Below are 18,945 nucleotides of genomic sequence, written 5' to 3' on the forward strand. Positions count from 1 at the left end.
GTGCCGAGTGTTGGGGCGAGGACCTTTTGGTTACTTTTGGGTCCTTCCAAAAGTGACACGCCGTAAGGGCGTAACCCTAAGTGGCCGTTACCGCAGAAACGGATATGTACTCGGTCAGATCCAAAAAATTAGTCGCCTGACAAGCAGCCATCGGGGGCAAGCCCCCTCCCACATTTGGATCGCGAGCCGTCAGCCAGATACGCGTCGGCTATCAGGCCGTCACGGGAGCAAGCTCACGCCAAAGATACGTAGCTATTGGGCGAAGTCAGGTGGCAAACAGATACGCTTCCACATCCATCCCCGCATCGCGCATCTGCGCCAGCTTGTAGCGCAAGGTGCGCGGGCTGATGCCCAGGCGCTCGGCGGCCTCTTTGCGCCGGCCACGCTCGGCGCGCAGGGTGTCGATGATCATCTGGAATTCACGGCGCCGCAGGTCATCGCCCAGCGCACCGGCAGACTCAGCCTCGGTCACCACCGGCGCGGGCGCCAACGTCGGCAATGGCGCAGCACCACTGCCCATGGCCAGGCAGAAATCCTGCGGCTGGATCAGGCCCCCCTGCTGCAGGATCAACGCCCGCTGGATAGCGTTGTCCAGCTCCCGCACATTGCCGGGCCAGGGGTAGCTGATCAGACAGGCCTGGGCCTCGGCCGACAGCCGCGCCTGGGCGTGCTTCATTTTTTTGACGTGGTTGTTCAGCAGGCGCTCGGCCAGCGGAATGATGTCCGCCGGGCGCTCGCGCAATGGGCGCCAGGCCAGCGGGAATACCGAGAGCCGGTAGAACAGATCTTCACGAAAGCGCCCCGCCGCCACTTCGCCGGCGAGGTCGCGGTTGGTGGTGGCGACCACGCGGATATCCAGCTGGATCGGCTTGCGCGCGCCGACACGCTCGACTTCGCGCTCCTGCAGCACCCGCAACAGTTTGGCTTGCAGGCCCAGGGGCATTTCCGAGATTTCATCGAGCAGGATCGTACCGCCGTCGGCCTGTTCGAACTTGCCCGCCTGGGCGGCGATGGCACCGGTGAACGAGCCTTTTTCGTGGCCGAACAAGGTGGCTTCGAGCATGTTGTCGGGGATCGCCGCGCAATTGATGGCGATGAACGGTTGCTTGGCGCGGGTCGATTGCTGGTGGATATACCGCGCCAGCACCTCTTTACCGGTACCCGACTCGCCGGAAATCAACACCGTGGAATCACTGCGCGCCACCCGAGCCGCCAACTCCAGCAATTGCGCACTGGCCGGTTCAAAGGCAATCGGGCCCTCGCCGTCGCTGGCGGGGATCACGCCCAGGGCGTGCCGTGCCACCAACTCGATCAGCGCCTTGGGTTCGAACGGCTTGACCAGGTAATCCGCCGCGCCTTGGCGCATCGCGTCCACCGCCCGCTCCACCGCGCCGTGAGCGGTCATCAGCAACACCGGCAGTTGCGGCTGGCGCACACGCAGCAGGCCCAGCAACTGGTGGCCGTCCATGCCGGGCATGTTCACATCGCTGACCACCAGGCTGAAGGACTCCTGCTCGACCGCCTCCAAGGCGTCCTCGGCAGAACCGACCGCCCGGTAGTCATGGCCCGCCAGCAGCAGCGTGTCAGCCAATGCTTCACGCAGGGCGCGATCGTCTTCCACCAACAGAACCTTGATAGCCATGACTCTTTACTCCGCGCTTGCCGCGCCTGAAAACAGCGGCAAGGTCATCAATGCACAGGTGCCACGCCCGACACGGGAATGCAGCTGCAATTCTCCCTGATGGGCACGTGCCACCGCCTTGACCACGGTCAGGCCCAGGCCGGTGCCGTTGGTCTTGGTGGTAAAAAACGGTTCACCCAGGCGCCGGAGCACCGTAGGCTCGATGCCACTGCCGCTGTCGCTGATGCACAGGCGCAGGGTTTGCTCGCGACGGTACAGGTGCACCTTGAGCCGCGCGCCGGGCCCGCTGGCCTGGATCGCGTTCTCGATCAGATTGAGCAATGACCCCACCAGCGTGTCGCGGTTGCACAGCAACTCGCCGAAATGGCTGTCGCACTGCCAGCGCACCTGGGTGTCTTGAACATGGGCCGCAGCCGCAGCCTGCAAGGCTTGCATCAGTTGGTCAGGCGTGACGCGGTCGGTCAGCGGCAATTCACCGCGGGCAAACACCAGCATGTCGCGTACCTGGTGTTCGAGCTCGTGCAACCGCTCCTTGAGCCGACCGGCGAAACGCTGCTGGGTGGCGGCGGGCAGTTGCTCATCGGTCAAATGACTGGCGTAGATCAACGCGGCCGACAACGGCGTACGGATCTGATGCGCCAAGGAGGCAACCATGCGCCCCAACGATGACAAGCGCTCGTGGCGTGCCAGCTGGTCTTGCAGGTGACGGGTTTCAGTCAGGTCATTGAGCAACACCAGTTGGCCCGGCTCAGCGTCCAGGGAACGGGTGGCAATGGACAGGCGGCGGCCGTCCTTGAGGGAGATTTCATGCCCGTCATCTTCACGTGGCGCAAAGCAGCGCGTGATGACATGGCGCCACAGCTCGCCCTCCAGTGGCAGGCCGAGCATGTCGCAGGCGGCCGGGTTGGCTTCGCGCACGCGACCGTCCTCATCAATGACAATCACGCCACCGGGCAACAGCGACAGCAGGTTTTGCAGGCGGTTGGCCAGGCGCTCTTTCTCGGCCAGCTCTTGCATGCGCTGGGCGCTGACCACCGCCAGTTCGCCTTTGAGCTCGGAGACCCGGGCTTCCAGCAGGCTGTAGGAATCGGTCAGTTGGCTCGACATCTGGCTGAACTGCGAGAACGCTTGTTCCAGACCCTGGCGGGCCAGGGGCTCTGCAGACGGAACGAGCCCCTGGATGGCAGGGGCCGAAGCTAATTGGGCGGCGTGGGGCATCATGCTCTCTCGCTTGGCTGACCGTCAGTTAAACGGAACGTTGCGAGGGCTGTAGCAATACCCGTGCCGAAAAAAAACCGCTGAAATTTCAGCGGTTTAAAAAACAGGCGTCAATCATCCGGCTGTTCATCACCTTCGCGACGGCTCATACCGTACTTGCGCATCTTCTCCACCAGCGTGGTTCGACGGATGCGCAAGCGCTCGGCGGCACGGGCGACGATGCCATTGGCGTCGTCCAGGGCCTGTTGAATCAAGCCTTGTTCCAGGTTGCCGAGGTAGTCCTTCAGGTCCAGACCTTCCGGCGGCAGCATGGCCGAGGAACCGAAGTTCGGCGTGTGGCCGTTGATCGCCACGCGCTCTTCCATGTCGCTGCGCAGGCTGTCGACCAGTTGCTCGTCTTCGTCATCGACATAGCGGAATTTCTTCGGCAGCTCGACCACCCCGATCACCCCGTAGGGGTGCATGATCGCCATGCGCTCGACCAGGTTGGCCAGCTCACGGACATTGCCCGGCCAGCCGTGACGGCACAGGGACATGATTGCGGCGGAGTTGAAGCGGATCGAACCGCGTTTTTCGTGCTCCATGCGCGAGATCAGCTCGTTCATCAGCAGCGGAATATCTTCCACGCGCTCGCGCAACGGGGCCATCTCGATCGGGAAGACGTTGAGGCGGTAGTACAGGTCTTCGCGGAAGCTGCCGATCTCGATCATGCTTTCGAGGTTCTTGTGGGTCGCCGCGATGATGCGCACGTCGACGCTCTGGGTCTTGTTGCTGCCCACGCGCTCGAAGGTGCGCTCCTGCAACACGCGCAGCAGCTTGACCTGCATCGGCAGCGGCATGTCGCCGATTTCGTCGAGGAACAGAGTGCCGCCGTTGGCCAGCTCGAAACGCCCGGCACGACTGGTGATCGCCCCGGTAAAGGCGCCCTTCTCGTGGCCGAACAGTTCGCTTTCGAGCAGCTCTGCCGGGATCGCCCCGCAGTTGACCGGCACGAACGGCCCATCGCGACGCTTGGAATGGTAGTGCAGGTTGCGCGCGACCACTTCCTTGCCGGTGCCGGACTCGCCGAGGATCAACACGCTGGCGTCGGTATCGGCCACTTGCTGCATCATCTGGCGCACGTGCTGGATCGCACGGCTGGTGCCGACCAGGCTGCGGAACAGGTTGGGTTCGCGGTGACGGCCGCGCTCGCGGGCCTGGTCGTACATCTCGCGATAGACCTGGGCACGGTGCAGGGAGTCGAGCAGTTTGCTGTAGCTGGGCGGCATTTCGAGGGTGGAAAGCACACGGCGGCGCTGGTCTTCCGGCAGCTCGACAGAAGAAATATCACCGATTAGCAACACCGGAAGGAACTCATCCCAGGTAGACAGTGTCTTTAACAAGCCCAAAACTGCGCCAGGAGCGTTTACCGTCCCGATCAGCACACAAATGATTTCACGGCTCGATGACAATGAGCTGACCACCTGCTGCCAATCATGGCTGCCGCAGGGCAAATTTTCTTCACCGAGAAAATTTAAAATCACCGCTAAATCGCGGCGGCGGACGCTATCGTCATCGATCAGCAGAATTTTGGTTTCACGCCACATGCAATAGCAACTTCCCTAGTAAAACTTCCTGCCCGGTGTAAGGGCAATCGAGACGGCTGTAGGACTTCGTACTCTATAGACGTCTGAACTCTGAAAACAGCACTAGTTAAGTCAAAAAAGCTGGCACGGTCAAATTTATGACGCGCCGGTTGGATTAACTGCGCCTGTTCAGCCGAACAGATGGTAGACCTTTGACGCATTTTGCGCGCGGTTGATCTGCGACATCTCTTCAAAAATCGCCTGGCGCTCGCCGGTCGTCACCTCGAGCAACTGCTGGTACACCGCCAGCAGGCTCTCTAGCTTCTCGCGCAGTGCGCCTTCGTCTACCGGCGCATTGTGCAGCGCCTCATCGATCACCGCACGACAACCCAGGTCCAGTTCGCCGATAGCGTCCCAGTTACGTTGCGCCAATGCGTCCACCAAGGCTTCGCGGGTCTCGTCAATCCGTTGCAGGGCGTGGCTCATGACATCATCCTCAGGCCAAGCGGCCTACTGTGTTGCAATACCGTCCCAACCTTCCTTCAGGGTAATCATCAGGCCCGCCACTTCATCGATCATCGTGACATCGCTCTTGCTGTTGGCTTCAAGCAGGCGCGTGGTCATGTAGGCGTACAGGTTGTCCAATTGCTGCAAGGCGGCCGGGTCATCGGTTTTTTCCGGGTTCAGGCCATCGCGCAGACCGATCAGAATATCGATCGCCTTGCCCAACAGCAGGCCTTTCTGCGCGATATCACCACGAGCCATGGCGCCTTTGGCCTGAGCCATGCGATCCAATGCGCCTTCCATCAGCATCTGGACCAGACGGTGCGGGCTGGCCTCGGAGACCTGGGCATGGGAATTGACCTTCTGGTATTGGCGAAGGGCTCTCATGGGATTCATTTTTCGACCTCGTGACAGGCAACAGCTAAATAGGATGGGCTCTGACTAATATGTCGTCGGGACTGCACAAAACTTTAACCCGCCGATCAGGCGACGCCGCGCCCGGTGCCGCTCACCGGGGCGACTGCAACGCGGATCAATTATCCGAGTTGTTTTTGTTCAGCGCATTGAGCGTGGTCATGACACTGGAGCGTTGGTTGGTGAGCTGGGCGACCAGGTTGTTCATCGTGGTGTACTTGGCGGTCAGGCTCGTCTTCAGCGCAGCCATGCGCGCGGTCAGGGTGTCCTGCTGGTTCTGCAGGTCCTTGAGGTTATCCGACAGCGTCGAGCTGCGCGTGGCGAGCACGCCGGTGCCGCTCAGCGCATAACTGTCGGTCGCGGTTTTCATGCGCGCCAGCAGGCCCTTGTCACCGTTGAAAATGCCGCCGATGTCCGTAGGGTTGCTAGCGACTGCCGCGCTGAAGATCTTGTCGTCAATGCTCAGCTTGCCGGTGGTCTGGTCAGTGTTCACGCCAAATTGAGCCAGAGACTTCAACGTGCCCGAACCGCTCAGTGCGTTCAACTCGCTGCGCAGCGCCGATTGCAAAGAGCGCATGGTGGCATCGCCCGTCAGCGCCGACGGCGTGGTGCTGCCGTCGGGGTTGGTGGTGACTTTGGTCTCGGTACTGATCGCGGTGATCAATGCGTTATAGGTATCGACAAAGCCCTTGACCGAACTCTTGAGGGTGTCGTTGCTACGGGCGACCGTAATGGTCGACGCAATTCGCTTGGTCTCGTCCGTGACGCCGGTGGGCAGTGGCGATACGGCCGTCAGCTTGATGCTCACACCACTGATCGCATCGGACAGGGTGTTGCTCTTGGACTCCTGAGCCGTACCGTCAATGGTGTATTTGGCATTCTGCGGTGCACCGCCGACCACCGAAGTACCCGCTTGCAGGCCGGAATTACCGCCCAGGGTAATGTCGGTGCCTGCGCCGGTGTTGGTCGAAGTGACAACCAAGCGCGAACCGGTGGCGTCGGTCAGGATGTTGGCGCTCAAGCCTGCGCTGCTGTACTGCGAGTTGATCGAGTCACGCACCTGCTGCAGGGTGGCGCCCGGCGCAACACTCACGCCATAACTCTGGCCTGACTGGGAAATCTCCAGGGTCGTCGCGGTACTGCCGGAGTTGACGACGGTCTTGGCGCCACCGGCGAAGTTCTGGGTCGCGATCTTCGAGGCGGTCGCCAACTGGGTGACCACCAACTGATAGCTGCCCGCGGAAGCACCGGCCCCCAAGGTGACAGTGGACACGGCGGTGTCAGAAGTCGTGGCCGTCAGGCCACCGATACTGGCGTCCTTGGTCATGTTGTCCATGGCGCCGCGAAAGGCCGACAATGCCGCTTGAATCTTGCCGATCGAGGACAGCTGGGCGGTCTGCGTCTGCGTCTGCTTGTTGATCTGCGACTGCTTGGGCGCTTGCTCCGCGTTCACCAAAGCAGTAACGATCGACTCGGTATTAATCCCTGTAACCGGGCCGCTTACCGTGATATCACCCATGACACTTCTCCTGATCGGGGCTGGCGCTTTATTGACGGACGACGCCTAAAGCAGCTACAGCAACAAAATTCATGCCAGCTCAGACTTTGGCGTCAAACAGTACGCTGCTGGCGTCGTGAAGGCTCTGTGCAAGTTTCAATGCGGTTTCCGACGGAATCTGGCGAATAATTTCGCCGCTGTCAGTCGCAATGACTTTGACCACCACCTGATGGGTGCTGTCATCAATCGAAAAATCCAGGTTGCGCTGGGCAGCCTGGACGAAGTTGCGAATGTCCGTTACCGCCTGTTGAAGGTCGGACGGCTTCGAGTCCTGCTTGGTTTCGACCGTGGCAGCCACAGGATCTACCTTGGTCTTCTGCAGGTCATTGTTTACGGGAGCAGGAACGCTCTGCGGCGCCGCTGCAGGATAAGACAGGTTCAACTTGATGCTCATGTCCATGTCCAATCTCCTCATCACGCAAAAGACAAAAGGGCACGTAAACGCGCCCTTCCGTCAGTCATCTACCGATGGCTATTACTGAAGCAGCTTCAGTACAGAAGATGGCAGTTGGTTGGCCTGGGACAGGATCGCGGTGGAAGCCTGTTGCAGGGTTTGTTGCTTGGTCAGCTGAGCAGTTTCTGCAGCGTAGTCAACGTCCTGGATCTGACCGCGAGCGGCGCTGGAGTTGTCTGCAATGCTCTGCAGGTTGGCAACGGTGTTGTCGAAACGGTTTTGTACAGCACCGAGACCGGCACGCTGGGAGTCGATGTCCGAGATCGCCTGGGTGATCACGTCGATCGAGTTCTGCGCGTTGGAAGCCGTGGTGATGTCAGTGTTGTTGACGGTGGTTTTGGCCGAGTTGGCGGCGGTAGCGGCACCGGCAGCGAACACACCGGCTACACCAGGACCATTCAGCGCGTAGCTGCTGGAGGAGTTCAGCGAAACAGCACCCGTGGCGATAATCGCGGTGGCGGCCAGGGCAGTAGCAGTACCGTAGGTACCTGTGCCGTCTTTGGTAGCGACCGAGATACCAGCAGCACCACCGTCACCGGCGTTGAAGGTCAGGTTCTCACCGGTGTCGGACTTCACCGACAGAGCGTCGGTGGACGAATCGTAGTTGACGCTGATGCCCAGCTTGGCAGCGTTGGACTTCAGTTGGTCAGCCAGGTCGGAAGTTTTGGTCACGCCAGTGAACTGAACGGCTGCACCGCTGCCCACTTGCAGGGTGAAGTTAGCGCTCGGCGGAGTGGCGGCAGCGATGGTAGCGGTGTTCACGGTGAACTGAGCTTCAGTGCTGGCAGTTGCAGACAGGCCACCAACGGCGCCGTTCATTTGCGCAGCGATCTGCTTGGCGGAAGCACCAGCAGCCAGGGTCACAGTAGCGGTCTGGCCACCACCGGTAACGGTGACAGCACCACCGGCAATACCGGTTGCCGAAGGGGTCAGGGCTTGAGTTTTCAGCTGCTGCGAACCAATGTTGTTGGCTGCAACGTTACCGATGCTCATGTCGATAGTCTGGTTGGCGTTGGCGCCGACCTGGAACGAAGTGGTACCGAAAGAACCGTCCAGCAGGTTCTTGCCACCGAAGGTAGTGGTGGTAGCGATACGGGTCAGTTCAGCAGTCAGAGCAGCGTATTGAGCCTGGTTCGACTTGCGGTCTTCAGCGCTTGGCGAGCCGTTGGCCGATTGCAGGGCCAGGGTACGCATGCTTTGCAGGATGTTGGTGGACTGCTGCATCGCGCCTTCAGCGGTCTGAGCAATCGAGCTACCGTCGTTGGCGTTTTTGATTGCAACGCCCAGGCCGTTGATCTGGCTGGTCAGACGGTTGGAAATTTGCAGGCCGGCCGCATCGTCCTTGGCGCTGTTGATACGCAGGCCGGAGGACAGACGCTGCATGGAAGTTTGCAGAGCGCCGGAAGCCTTGTTCAGGTTGCTCTGAACGGTCAACGAAGCAAGGTTGGTGTTTACTGTTAATGCCATGACGAAATCCTCGTGGGTGGTGTACTGCGGCTTCCGGCCCTGGCAACCGCCGGGTGTGGCCTAGAGAACCTACGTAATAGTTATCGTCGTGGTAGCCGGTTGCTTGAGGATTTTTTTGATTTTTTTTAATGGCGCCGTGCCACCCCTTGTAATTCAAGGCCTTAGGCCGACTCCAACCCGTGATTTTATGTTTTTTTTTGGCGCCAAATAAAAAACGCCGATGATCTTTTGATCATCGGCGTTTGCTTTTATGCAGAACCGGTCTACTGAAACGTCAGGGACGATAGAGAATCGCCGAGCCCCACGACAGGCCCACGCCGAAACCGCTGATCGCCACGCGCTTCCACGTGGCATCCATCACGTGCTTTTCCAGCAGCAACGGAATGCTCGATGACACGGTGTTGCCGGTCTCGACCATGTCCTTGATGAACTTCTCTACCGGCGCGTCTTCGAAACGCCGCGCCACGGCGTCAACAATGGCCGCACTGCCCTGGTGGATGCAGAACGCATCGATCTCGTCGGCCTTGAGGTCCGATTCGTTGAGCAGCTCGTGCAAATGCGCGGGAACCTTGAGCAACGCGAAGTTGAACACCTGGCGACCGTTCATGAAAAACACACCGTCGCTGACCTTCAGGTGCGGCGCGCCCGAACCGTCAGTGCCGAATTTCGCCTTGCCCAACTGCCATGGAGCCTCTTCACCCATCCAGGTGGCCGTGGCGGCATCGCCGAACAGCATGGTGGTGTTGCGGTCCTCCGGGTCGACGATCTTCGAATAAGGGTCGGCGGTGATCAGCAGACCGTTCTTCAGGCCGGTGGCTTCCATGAAGCCTTTCATCGCATAGATGCCGTAGACATAGCCGGAGCAGCCCAGGGAAATATCGAACGCCGCCACGTGAGTCGGCAGGCCCAATTTGTCCTGGACGATGGCGGCCGTGTGGGGCAGCCCTTCCTCATCGCCGTTCTGGGTCACGACGATCACCGCATCGATGGATTCGCGCGACAATCCAGGGTTGGCAGTAAACAAGGCATTGGCCGCCTCGACACACAGGTCGGAGGTCTCCTGCGCCGCTTCCTTGCGTGGCAGGAACGCCGAACCGATCTTGCCGATGATGAATTCTTCATCCTTGGCGAATTTGGCACCCTGGGCGTAGTTATCGATACCGTCCGCCGGCACGTAACTGGCGATGCTTTTTATGCCAATCATTGTGGCTTCCCAATACTAAATAGCTGGATAACACCCCTCGGGCTACGCCGGGAGCGCTGACAATAAAGGGGATAACCCCGTAAAAAATCGCTGAAAGCCGCCGCGTAAAGAAGCTGCGACAACTTATCCTTTTCATACGATACAGTGAAGATGCGCTTTATGACTCACAGGTCACTCAATTTTGTGCGCTTTATGCAAAACCCCGCAACATTCACGGCGCCAGAAACGACAACGCCCACCCTGTCGCCAGGGTGGGCCGCTTGCGCCGACAGCCCATTACATGCGGCTGAACAGGCTCAACTGGGAGATTTTCACAAAGGCCAGTTGCGACGCCTGCAGCATGGTCTGCTGCAACGTCAGGTCAATCGCAGCCTGCCCCATATCGACGTTTGCCAGCGATGACATGGTGGAGGTGTTGGCCAGACCCAGGCTGGTGTTTTCCTGGCCCTGAATATCCAAGGCGTTTTGCCGCGCGCCAATGGAGCCGCGTACCTGGTTGATCTGCGCGTCAGCGTTGGCCAGGTTGCCGATGGAGGTATTGATGACATCCTTGAGCTTGGCCCTGGCAATCGGATCACCATCCGCCGGAGCCTCCAGGGCTTTGCGCAATTGGCCCAAGGTATCCAGGGCGTTCATATTCTTGTTGCTCGTGGCACCGATCGAAAACTGATCGCCGGCACCCGGCGTGCCGCTCACATCAAAGGTCACCCCGACCGTGGTGACGGTTGTCGCGCCCGCGGCAATGGTGCCTGAGGCAATGGATTTGCTATCAACCGTATAGGGCTGGGCGTACACGTCGTAGGCAGTGCCGCTGGTAAATTTGATCACCGCCCCCGAGTTCGGGAAAGTGCTGGCGTACGCGGCCTGATCGGTAACGCGACCACCGGTCAGCTGCGCGGTGGACGCATTGCTTGCCGTACGCGAGCTGCTGAAGGTATCCGGCTTGCTTTCAAGGGTGAATTCCTTGCCGGCCACCAATGCATCGGAGGGAGGCCCCGAGGCAACTCCCGCTCCCAGGTTCAGGGTAATGTCGAACTTGACCCCGCGCAGGTTGACGCTGGACGCGCCTTCCTTGGTGGAGTCGAACAGGCCGTTGCCGGTGATCTCCGACGTGACATCGTTACCCGCGTTGTCGGTCACGCTGTATTGGGTGCTGCTGGCGAAGGTCAGCTTGTACGGCTGGCCATCGGCGAAACTCTTGGTATAAGCCGTGCCGGACGTCACCAGGCCGGCCGAAATCGAGACCTTGCCGTCATTGACCGAAGGCGGCAACAGCGTGGTTTGGGTGCGACCGACATTGGAAGAACTTTCAAGCAGGGTCTTGCCGGTATCGCCCATGGAAATCGACAGGTTGCTCGATACCTGCAGGCTCAACGGCGTTTCATCACCCTGATAGGTGTAGGTGCCATCGTTGTTACGGCTGTAGGGTGGCGTGTCGGTCTTGGCCCCGGAGAACATGTAGTTGCCGCTGGAGTCCTTGCTGTTGAGCAGGCCCAGCACATGATCCTCAAGCGCTCCCACCTGGGCGGCGATCGCCTTGCGATCATCGTTGCTCATCTGCAGGTTACCGGCCTGCAGCGCCAGGCCACTGGCGGTCTGCATCGCCAGGCTGATGCTCGACAGCACGCTTTCTTCGTTGTTCAGCGAGTTCTGCAAGGTGGTGATGTTGCCGTTGTACTGCCCCAGCATGTCTTTCTGTTGTTGCAGCATCAGCAATTGGGCCGCGGCCACCGGGTCATCGGAAGCGGTTTGCACACGCACGCCGGTAGAGGCCTGGTCCTGGGCCTTCACCACACCAGAATAGTTGTCCTGGTACTTGGTGGAGCTGGTGTCGAAATACTGCTGTGTAGAGATACGCATCGTTCCAGACTCCTTTAAAGGGCGTTGATCAGTGTACTGAAGGTTTCTTGCGCGGCCTTGATGATCTGCGACGACGCCGTGTAGTACTGCTGGAACTTGATCATGTCGCCCGCCTCCTCGTCCAGGTTGACCTGGGACACGGAGTTGCTGGCCGCCTTGTTCGCCGCCAGCAAGGCACCGGTGGCGGTGCTGTCGGTATTGGCCTGGGCTGCCTTGGAGCCCACCTGGGACACCAGCCGGCTGTTGGCGCTGACCAGGCTCACGCCCGCATTGCCATCCACCGCGCCGACCGTCGCCTTGGTCTGCAACCCCAGCAACTGCTGGGCATTGCGCCCATCGGACGTGGCGCCACTGTTGAATGAAAAGGTTGTGCTGTCGCCGTCGGCGGGCGCACCGGACACACTGGTGTCAAAGCTGAAACTTTTGCCCGGAATCAACGCGCCGGCGGCATCGCGCATCGGCACATTGACGGTGATCTTGTTGCCCTGCCCCGGAATGATGGTGCCGGTGCCGAGCGGATTGCCCTGGGCATCACTGATCGAATACGGCTGGGTACCATCCGCCGCAGGCTTGCCGAAGAGCATCTTCACCGGCATCGAGTTTTCGATCCCGGTGCGCAACTGGGCGGTGGCCGCGCCACCATTGATATCGATCGGCACCGTCAAGGTGGGAGGCGTGAACGCACCGGTACCGGTGTTGGTCTTGCTGGCGTTACCGGCCAAAGGCGCGGCAAACGCAAGTTTGTTCGGGTCTTTGAGCTCGACACTGATACCGCTGGCGCCGTTGGCCGTCGGACTGATCTTGAAGCTGTCACCAGCAGCGACCGGGCCCGCGCCATCCAACGCCAGGGTGAAGCCGTCGATCACCGGTGGCGGCGTGGTGGTGGTATCGAACGAGCCCATGGCTTTGCCGTCCGAGCGCACCACGTTGTACAGGTTGCCGCTGGTGAAGGTCACCTTGTAGTCAAAGGTCGACAGCTTGCTGCTGTCGGCAATCGTCACATTCAGGTTGCCCGACCCAGCACTATTACCCGTTGACGCCTGGCTTCGCTGGGCAATCGCGATGGCGCTGTTAATGTCGCCGAACAGCGAGGAGCCAAAATCGCTGTTCAGGTCCAGGCCCTGCCCCAACTGGCTGTTGACGCTGTCGGCGGTGGCAATGGCGATGCGCCCCAAGTCATTGATGGCGGGCATCAGCGCATCACTGCGATAACGCAACAGGCCGCCAATACTGCCGCCGCTGACCACATTACCGATGTCAATTGCCGTGTCGCCCATGTTCAGCTGGATGGTGTACTGACTGTTGTCGGCCTTGCTCGGCACCGCCGAGATCGTATTGGCGATGTTGCCTTCCACCAACGACTGGCCGGTGCCGGTGTTGATGCTGAACTGACCGTTTTTCTCGGTGGCCGTCACGCCGATCAGCTCATTGAGCGAACGCACAGCCTCGTTACGCGCATCCAGCAAGTTGGCCGGCGCGCTGGTCGATGAGCTTTGGGCGGTGGTGATTTGAGCATTGAGCGATGCAATCGACGACGTCAGTTTGTTGACCTGGTCGCTCATGGTGCTCAGTTGGGCGTTGATGCCTTCTTTCTGCTGGGTCAATTGCGTGGAGATCGCGTTGAAGCGGTTGCTCAAGGTCTGGGCGCTGGTGACCAGCAACTGCCGCGCGGACACATCGCTGGGCGTTGCCGCCGCGGTCTGCAGGGAGGCAAAAAATGCGCTGAGCACGGCCGACATGCCGGTCGATTTGTCCGACAAGGTCTTGTCGATCGCAGCGGCCTGGCCCGCGTAAGTGGTGGCGTCACTGTTGAGGGCGGTGCTGCCTTGATAGGCCGCGCCCAGAAAATCGTTATAAATGCGGCGCACATCCGCCAGCGTCGTACCGGTGCCGATGTACACGCCGCCGTAGGGGTTGCTGGCGCCGGCGTTCTGAGTGGTCTGCTGACGTGAGTATCCCGGGGTGTTGACGTTGGCGATGTTGTTACTCAGAACCGACAACGATCCTTGAGCGGCGTTAAGCCCCGACATCCCGATATTGAGCAAACTCATGGTTCAGACCTTATAAATGAGTGGTCGCGCCCGCGGCAGCGTAATTCTGGTAACTGTTCATCGTTTTTGCGATCTGCGAAATCTTGCTGGCGTAGGCAGGGTCAGTGGCGTAACCGGCCTTTTGCAACTCGCGCACAAATTGTTCCGGGTTGTCGGCCGACTTCAACACTTCTTTATAGCGATCATTGCTTTGCAGCAAGGTCACCAGGTCGTGGAAGCTGTCCTGATAGGAATCGTAGGAGCGAAACTGCGCCGTTTCCTTGACCATCGCGCCGTCGCGAAACTCGCTGGTGATCGCACGCGCCTGGCCGCCCTGCCAACTCTGGCCGGCCTTGATGCCGAACAGGTTGTGGCTGCTGCTGCCGTCCTCGGCGCGCATCACTGATTTGCCCCAGCCGGTTTCCAGCGCGGCCTGGGCCACCAGGTACTTCGGATCGACACCAATGCGCGCGGCAGCGGCCTTGGCCATCGGCAACATGGTGGCGACGAATTCATCCTGCGAACTGAACGCCTTCTTCGCCGGCGCCAACGGCGGCTGGGCCACGGCGCGGCTGTAGATCTGCATGCGGTCGCTGGGCACGGCAAAGCTGCGCGCAGCGCTGTTGACCACGTTGTCTTGCAACGCACTGTTACGCAGCGGCGCGGACTTGGCCTCGGTGGCGACCTGGGTGGTCGGCACGATACCGGCCAGCAGGCGATCGGTGAGTTTGCTCGGCAAGGCGATACGGCGCTGGTTCATCAGCTCCATGTCGTTGCTGTGGGCAGCAGCCGCACCGGCCTGGGGTTCCGCCACGCGATAGGCCCACAATGGACGCTGACCGTTGGAGCGGCCCAGCGGACCGGAGGCCTGGGTGCCGGCGGCAATTTCGGTCGGCACATCGACTTTCTTCGCAGGCTCGGCAGCCGCCGGGCCCTGCAAGGTGGCCGCCTGAGCGTCCACGGGTTTGTTCTTCTGCATCTGGCGCATCAGCACGTCGGCCAGGCCGATACCCCCACCTTCGCGGGACATCGAGACGGCCAACTGCTGGTCGTACATTTCCTGGTATTGCTTGGCGGCCGGGGTGTTCATCGGGTTGTCCTTACCCAACACCTCGGTGGCCGAGCGCATCGACTTGAGCATCTCGTTGAGGAACAGCGACTCGAACTCCTGCGCCACTTTGCGCATGTTGCCTTCGCTGTTCTTGTCGTCACCGACCTTGAGCTGGTTAAGCCGGTTCAGGTCGGAGTAAGACCCCGAGTCCGCCGTGCTGGTGAGACCGCTCTTGCGCATGTCCATGACCATGGCCTCAGATCACTATCAGGTCGGCTTGCAAGGCGCCGGCCTGTTTCAGCGCTTCGAGGATCGCCATCAAGTCGCCGGGGGCCGCGCCCACCTGGTTCACCGCGCGGACAATCTCATCCAGGGTGGTACCGGGGCCGAACTTGAACATCGGCTTGGCTTCTTGCTGGGCATTCACGCGCGAGCGCGGCACCACCGCCGTCTGACCATTGGACAACGGCCCAGGCTGGCTGACGATCGGGTCTTCGGTAATGGTCACGGTCAGGCTGCCGTGGGTCACCGCTGCCGGCGACACCTTGACGTTCTGGCCGATCACGATGGTACCGGTACGCGAATTGATGATGACTTTGGCCACCGCCTGGCCCGGGTCGACTTCAAGGTTTTCCAGGATCGACAGGTAATCCACGCGCTGGCTTGGGTCCAGCGGTGCGGTCACGCGGATAGAGCCGCCATCGAGGGCCTGGGCCACGCCTGGGCCGAGCATGTCGTTGATCTTGTCGACCACGCGCTTGGCGGTGGTGAAGTCGGAGCGGTTGAGGTTCAAGGTCAGGCTGTTGCCCTGGTTGAAACCACTGGGCACGGTGCGCTCGACCGTGGCGCCGCCGGGAATACGGCCGGCCGACGGTACGTTGACAGTGATCTTCGAACCGTCCCGGCCCTCGGCGTCAAACCCGCCCACCACCAGGTTGCCCTGGGCGATGGCGTAGACGTTGCCGTCGATACCTTTGAGCGGCGTCATCAGCAAGGTGCCGCCACGCAGGCTTTTCGAGTTACCGATGGACGACACGGTGATGTCCACCACCTGGCCAGGCTTGGAGAACGCCGGCAAGTCGGCACTGATGGACACCGCCGCAACGTTCTTGAGCTGCACGTTGCCCGAGCCCGCCGGCACCTTGATGCCGAACTGCGAGAGCATGTTGTTGAAGGTCTGCAGGGTGAACGGGGTCTGGGTGGTCTGGTCACCTGTACCGTTAAGCCCCACCACCAGGCCGTAGCCGATCAACTGGTTGGACCGCACGCCGGAAATGCTGGCGATGTCTTTCAGGCGTTCGGCCTGGGCGACAGCGCTCAAGGAAAGCAGGAGTGCGGCCGCCATCAGCTGTTTGAGTTTCAAAGTGGCCACCTAGAAAGGGAACAGCGGGCTAAGGAAGAAGCGATCGAACCAGCCCGGCTGACTCGCATCAGCAAACGAACCTGTACCCGAGTAGGTAATGCGTGCATCGGCAATCCGCGTCGACGGCACGGTGTTGTCGGTGGCGATGTCATCGGCGCGTACCATCCCGGCGATGCGCACCAGCTCGTCACCGGTATTGAGGGTCATCCACTTCTCACCGCGCACGGCGATGATGCCGTTGGGCAACACATCCGCCACCGTCACCGTGATCGAACCGGTCAGGGTGTTGCCCTGCGCCGCCGCGCTCTTGCCGTTGGTGGCGCGGTCGCCGCTGTAGCCGGCGTCGAGGCTCAGGTCACCACTGCCCAATGGGTTATTGGTGTTGGGTACGCCGCCGAACAAGGAAGTGAGGCCGAGGCTCGCCTTGCTGGTCTTGCCGATCTGCGAGTTGGCGTTTTTGCTGGCCTGGGTCTTCTCGTTCAGGGTGATGGTGATGATGTCACCGACCCGGAACGCCTTGCGGTCGCTGTACAGGTTCTGTTCGAAACCAGCCTGGTAGATCGAGCCGTTATTGGCCGCCGCCGGCAACGGCGTGCGCGGCAACACCGGTGCGTAGTACGGGTCATTGGGTTTTGGCGTCGGGGCGACACAGCCCGCGAGCACGGCAATCCCACTCAATGCCAAAACGGAAACATAGCGATTCATGACCCTTACCTCACGGTGTTGCAGGCGCTGACTAAGGCGCCCCATAGACTTGATTACAGATTCTGCGTAACGAACGAGAGCATCTGGTCGGCGGTGGAGATCACCTTGGAGTTCATCTCGTAGGCGCGTTGAGTGGTGATCATGTTGACCATCTCTTCAACGGTGCTCACGTTGGAGGTTTCCAGAGTGCTTTGCAGCGTGGTGCCAAAACCGTTCAGGCCAGGGGTGCCGATTTGCGGCGCGCCGCTGGAAGCGGTTTCCAGGAACAGGTTGTTGCCCATCGCCTGCAGGCCGGCCGGGTTGATGAAGTCGGCGGTTTGCAGGTTGCCGATCACTTGCGAGGCCGGGTTGCCGGCCACGGTGATGGACACGGTGCCGTCGTTGCCGACGGTGAACGTCTTGGCATCGGCCGGCACGATCACGGCGGGCTCCAGGGAAAAGCCATTGGCGGTGACGATCTGACCGTTGGAATCGAGGTGGAAGGTGCCGTCACGGGTGTAGGACGTGGTGCCATCCGGTTGCAGGATCTGGAAGAAACCCCGGCCGTTGATAGCCATGTCCAGCGGCTGGCCGGTCTGCTGCAGGTTACCGGCGCTGAAGTTCTTCTGGGTGCCGACGATCTGCACACCGGTACCCAGTTGCAGACCCGACGGCAGCTCGCTGTCCTGGGTCGACTGGGCGCCAGGCTGCTTCTTGATCTGATAGAGCAAGTCCTGGAATTCGGCACGGTCACGTTTGAAACCCGTGGTCGAGACGTTCGCCAGGTTGTTGGAAATGGTGGTCAGGTTGGTGTCCTGGGCGGACAGACCTGTCTTGGCAACCCATAGAGCCGGAAGCATGCTGTTCTCCTCAGTGCGCCTGTTTGTTGGCGCCGTGCTGCGCTGTTTATTTAAAAGCCAACGTTATTAAAAAAGGCGATTAGCTCATCGACATGACGCGGGTCATGGCCTGGTCGTCTTCCTTGGCGCTGTTCATCATCTTGATGTGCAGCTCGAACTGCTTGGAAAGCGCCAGCACCGCCGTCATTTCTTCAACGGCATTGACGTTGCTCGCCTGCAGGAAACCCGAGGTCAGCTTGACGCTCGCATCGGCCACGGCCGGCTTGCCGTCCTTGGTGTGGATGGTGCCGTCCAGGCCTTTATTCATATTCTTCAGGTCCGGCTGGACCAGCTTGATACGGTCCACTTCGGCCATGACGCGCGGGCCTTCGCCCATGGCGCGGATACTGATGGTGCCGTCGGCGCCTACTTCGATCTTCTGCTGCGGCGGCACGGCAATCGGGCCACCGTTGCCCATGATCGGCATGCCGTTACCGGCGCGCAGTACGCCCAACGCGTCGACGTTCATGCTGGCGCTGCGCACGTAGGCTTCGCCGCCGTCCGGGGTCTGCACGGCCATCCAGCCATCACCGTTGACGGCCACGTCCAGGTCGCGACCGGTCTCGATCATCGCCCCAGGGCTGAAGTCGGTCGCTGGACGTTCGGTCATGGCAAAGGCCCGCGCCGGAAAGCTGTCACCGAACACCGGCATCGAACGCGCCTGTTCCAGGTCGCGTTGAAAACCGTTGGTGGAAATGTTCGCCAAGTTGTTGGCATGGGCCTTCTGCGCCAGTGCATTCTGGCTGGCGCCGGTCATTGCCACATAAAGGTACTTGTCCACGCTCTTTCCTCTTTCTGACGCAGGCTTGCCGCCCACCGCTGTACTGATGAGGCTTAAGCAATTTGCGAACCAACTTTTGAAAAGAGGGTGAAGTGCAGGCTGGGCGGGGGTTTGCGGTCAGGCAGCAGGATTTGAAGGACTGAGGATAGTCGAAAAAACGGCGGACTTATGCCGCATACGGCAAGTACCCGTCTTACGGGTGACAGAGAACCAATGTGGGAGGGGGCTTGCCCCCGATGGCGGTGGTTCAG

At 60.5% G+C, this 18,945-nt stretch carries 16 protein-coding genes; all 16 read right to left on the bottom strand.

Annotated elements, in window-relative coordinates:
• Nucleotides 1–265 precede the first annotated feature (265 nt).
• The 16 genes from JWR98_RS06285 to JWR98_RS06360 all read right to left on the bottom strand — a co-directional run bounded on the left by JWR98_RS06285 (nt 266) and on the right by JWR98_RS06360 (nt 18,694).
• On the bottom strand, nt 266–1,642 hold the full coding sequence (locus JWR98_RS06285) for a sigma-54-dependent transcriptional regulator (protein WP_078734110.1): 1,377 nt from the start codon (nt 1,640–1,642) through the stop codon (nt 266–268).
• 6 nt (nt 1,643–1,648) lie between these two features.
• The gene (locus JWR98_RS06290) at nt 1,649–2,860 is read right to left on the bottom strand and encodes a sensor histidine kinase (protein ID WP_078734318.1); all 1,212 of its coding nucleotides are present in this window, start codon (nt 2,858–2,860) and stop codon (nt 1,649–1,651) included.
• A 110-nt stretch (nt 2,861–2,970) separates the two neighbouring features.
• Nucleotides 2,971–4,446 carry a sigma-54 dependent transcriptional regulator gene (locus JWR98_RS06295; protein ID WP_078734111.1) on the bottom strand — a complete coding sequence of 492 codons (1,476 nt, stop codon included), beginning with the start codon at nt 4,444–4,446 and terminating at the stop codon, nt 2,971–2,973.
• 168 nt (nt 4,447–4,614) lie between these two features.
• Nucleotides 4,615–4,911, bottom strand: coding sequence for a flagellar protein FliT (gene fliT, locus JWR98_RS06300; protein WP_003175319.1), 297 nt, complete (start codon nt 4,909–4,911; stop codon nt 4,615–4,617).
• 24 nt (nt 4,912–4,935) lie between these two features.
• On the bottom strand, nt 4,936–5,325 hold the full coding sequence (gene fliS, locus JWR98_RS06305; protein ID WP_003175320.1) for a flagellar export chaperone FliS: 390 nt from the start codon (nt 5,323–5,325) through the stop codon (nt 4,936–4,938).
• Between the two features lie 136 nt (nt 5,326–5,461).
• Nucleotides 5,462–6,862, bottom strand: a complete 1,401-nt coding sequence (gene fliD / locus JWR98_RS06310) for a flagellar filament capping protein FliD (protein ID WP_078734112.1) — start codon at nt 6,860–6,862, stop codon at nt 5,462–5,464.
• A 79-nt stretch (nt 6,863–6,941) separates the two neighbouring features.
• A complete protein-coding gene (locus tag JWR98_RS06315; RefSeq protein WP_078734113.1) occupies nt 6,942–7,301 on the bottom strand; it encodes a flagellar protein FlaG in 360 nt (119 codons plus the stop codon).
• A 75-nt stretch (nt 7,302–7,376) separates the two neighbouring features.
• Entirely contained in the window at nt 7,377–8,822 is a 1,446-nt protein-coding gene (locus tag JWR98_RS06320; RefSeq protein ID WP_078734114.1) for a flagellin N-terminal helical domain-containing protein, read from the bottom strand.
• Nucleotides 8,823–9,096: 274 nt separating this feature from the next.
• Complete coding sequence (locus tag JWR98_RS06325) at nt 9,097–10,026, bottom strand: ketoacyl-ACP synthase III (RefSeq protein WP_205489551.1); 930 nt, start codon at nt 10,024–10,026, stop codon at nt 9,097–9,099.
• 276 nt (nt 10,027–10,302) lie between these two features.
• The gene (locus JWR98_RS06330) at nt 10,303–11,886 is read right to left on the bottom strand and encodes a flagellar hook-associated protein 3 (protein WP_078734115.1); all 1,584 of its coding nucleotides are present in this window, start codon (nt 11,884–11,886) and stop codon (nt 10,303–10,305) included.
• 14 nt (nt 11,887–11,900) lie between these two features.
• Complete coding sequence (flgK, locus tag JWR98_RS06335) at nt 11,901–13,937, bottom strand: flagellar hook-associated protein FlgK (RefSeq protein WP_078734116.1); 2,037 nt, start codon at nt 13,935–13,937, stop codon at nt 11,901–11,903.
• A 10-nt stretch (nt 13,938–13,947) separates the two neighbouring features.
• Nucleotides 13,948–15,213, bottom strand: coding sequence for a flagellar assembly peptidoglycan hydrolase FlgJ (flgJ, locus tag JWR98_RS06340; protein ID WP_425273158.1), 1,266 nt, complete (start codon nt 15,211–15,213; stop codon nt 13,948–13,950).
• Nucleotides 15,214–15,223: 10 nt separating this feature from the next.
• Nucleotides 15,224–16,312, bottom strand: coding sequence for a flagellar basal body P-ring protein FlgI (locus JWR98_RS06345; RefSeq protein ID WP_042945914.1), 1,089 nt, complete (start codon nt 16,310–16,312; stop codon nt 15,224–15,226).
• Between the two features lie 27 nt (nt 16,313–16,339).
• Entirely contained in the window at nt 16,340–17,035 is a 696-nt protein-coding gene (gene flgH / locus JWR98_RS06350) for a flagellar basal body L-ring protein FlgH (protein WP_003175330.1), read from the bottom strand.
• 53 nt (nt 17,036–17,088) lie between these two features.
• Entirely contained in the window at nt 17,089–17,874 is a 786-nt protein-coding gene (flgG, locus tag JWR98_RS06355) for a flagellar basal-body rod protein FlgG (RefSeq protein ID WP_078734118.1), read from the bottom strand.
• 79 nt (nt 17,875–17,953) lie between these two features.
• Complete coding sequence (locus JWR98_RS06360) at nt 17,954–18,694, bottom strand: flagellar basal body rod protein FlgF (RefSeq protein ID WP_003175334.1); 741 nt, start codon at nt 18,692–18,694, stop codon at nt 17,954–17,956.
• Between the last annotated feature and the right edge of the window lie 251 nt (nt 18,695–18,945).

Origin of the sequence: Pseudomonas lactucae (genome assembly GCF_016937615.1) — a bacterium.
Lineage (GTDB): Bacteria > Pseudomonadota > Gammaproteobacteria > Pseudomonadales > Pseudomonadaceae > Aquipseudomonas > Aquipseudomonas lactucae.

Bases quoted from the DNA above. Each gene is read 5' to 3' on its own strand.
- JWR98_RS06345 (WP_042945914.1), bottom strand. From the start codon at position 16,312: ATGGCGGCCGCACTCCTGCTTTCCTTGAGCGCTGTCGCCCAGGCCGAA.
- JWR98_RS06330 (WP_078734115.1), bottom strand. From the start codon at position 11,886: ATGCGTATCTCTACACAGCAGTATTTCGACACCAGCTCCACCAAGTAC.
- flgJ (WP_425273158.1), bottom strand. From the start codon at position 15,213: ATGGACATGCGCAAGAGCGGTCTCACCAGCACGGCGGACTCGGGGTCT.
- JWR98_RS06285 (WP_078734110.1), bottom strand. From the start codon at position 1,642: ATGGCTATCAAGGTTCTGTTGGTGGAAGACGATCGCGCCCTGCGTGAA.
- JWR98_RS06290 (WP_078734318.1), bottom strand. From the start codon at position 2,860: ATGCCCCACGCCGCCCAATTAGCTTCGGCCCCTGCCATCCAGGGGCTC.
- JWR98_RS06295 (WP_078734111.1), bottom strand. From the start codon at position 4,446: ATGTGGCGTGAAACCAAAATTCTGCTGATCGATGACGATAGCGTCCGC.
- flgK (WP_078734116.1), bottom strand. From the start codon at position 13,937: ATGAGTTTGCTCAATATCGGGATGTCGGGGCTTAACGCCGCTCAAGGA.
- JWR98_RS06325 (WP_205489551.1), bottom strand. From the start codon at position 10,026: ATGATTGGCATAAAAAGCATCGCCAGTTACGTGCCGGCGGACGGTATC.
- flgG (WP_078734118.1), bottom strand. From the start codon at position 17,874: ATGCTTCCGGCTCTATGGGTTGCCAAGACAGGTCTGTCCGCCCAGGAC.
- fliD (WP_078734112.1), bottom strand. From the start codon at position 6,862: ATGGGTGATATCACGGTAAGCGGCCCGGTTACAGGGATTAATACCGAG.
- fliS (WP_003175320.1), bottom strand. From the start codon at position 5,325: ATGAATCCCATGAGAGCCCTTCGCCAATACCAGAAGGTCAATTCCCAT.
- JWR98_RS06315 (WP_078734113.1), bottom strand. From the start codon at position 7,301: ATGGACATGAGCATCAAGTTGAACCTGTCTTATCCTGCAGCGGCGCCG.
- flgH (WP_003175330.1), bottom strand. From the start codon at position 17,035: ATGAATCGCTATGTTTCCGTTTTGGCATTGAGTGGGATTGCCGTGCTC.
- JWR98_RS06320 (WP_078734114.1), bottom strand. From the start codon at position 8,822: ATGGCATTAACAGTAAACACCAACCTTGCTTCGTTGACCGTTCAGAGC.
- fliT (WP_003175319.1), bottom strand. From the start codon at position 4,911: ATGAGCCACGCCCTGCAACGGATTGACGAGACCCGCGAAGCCTTGGTG.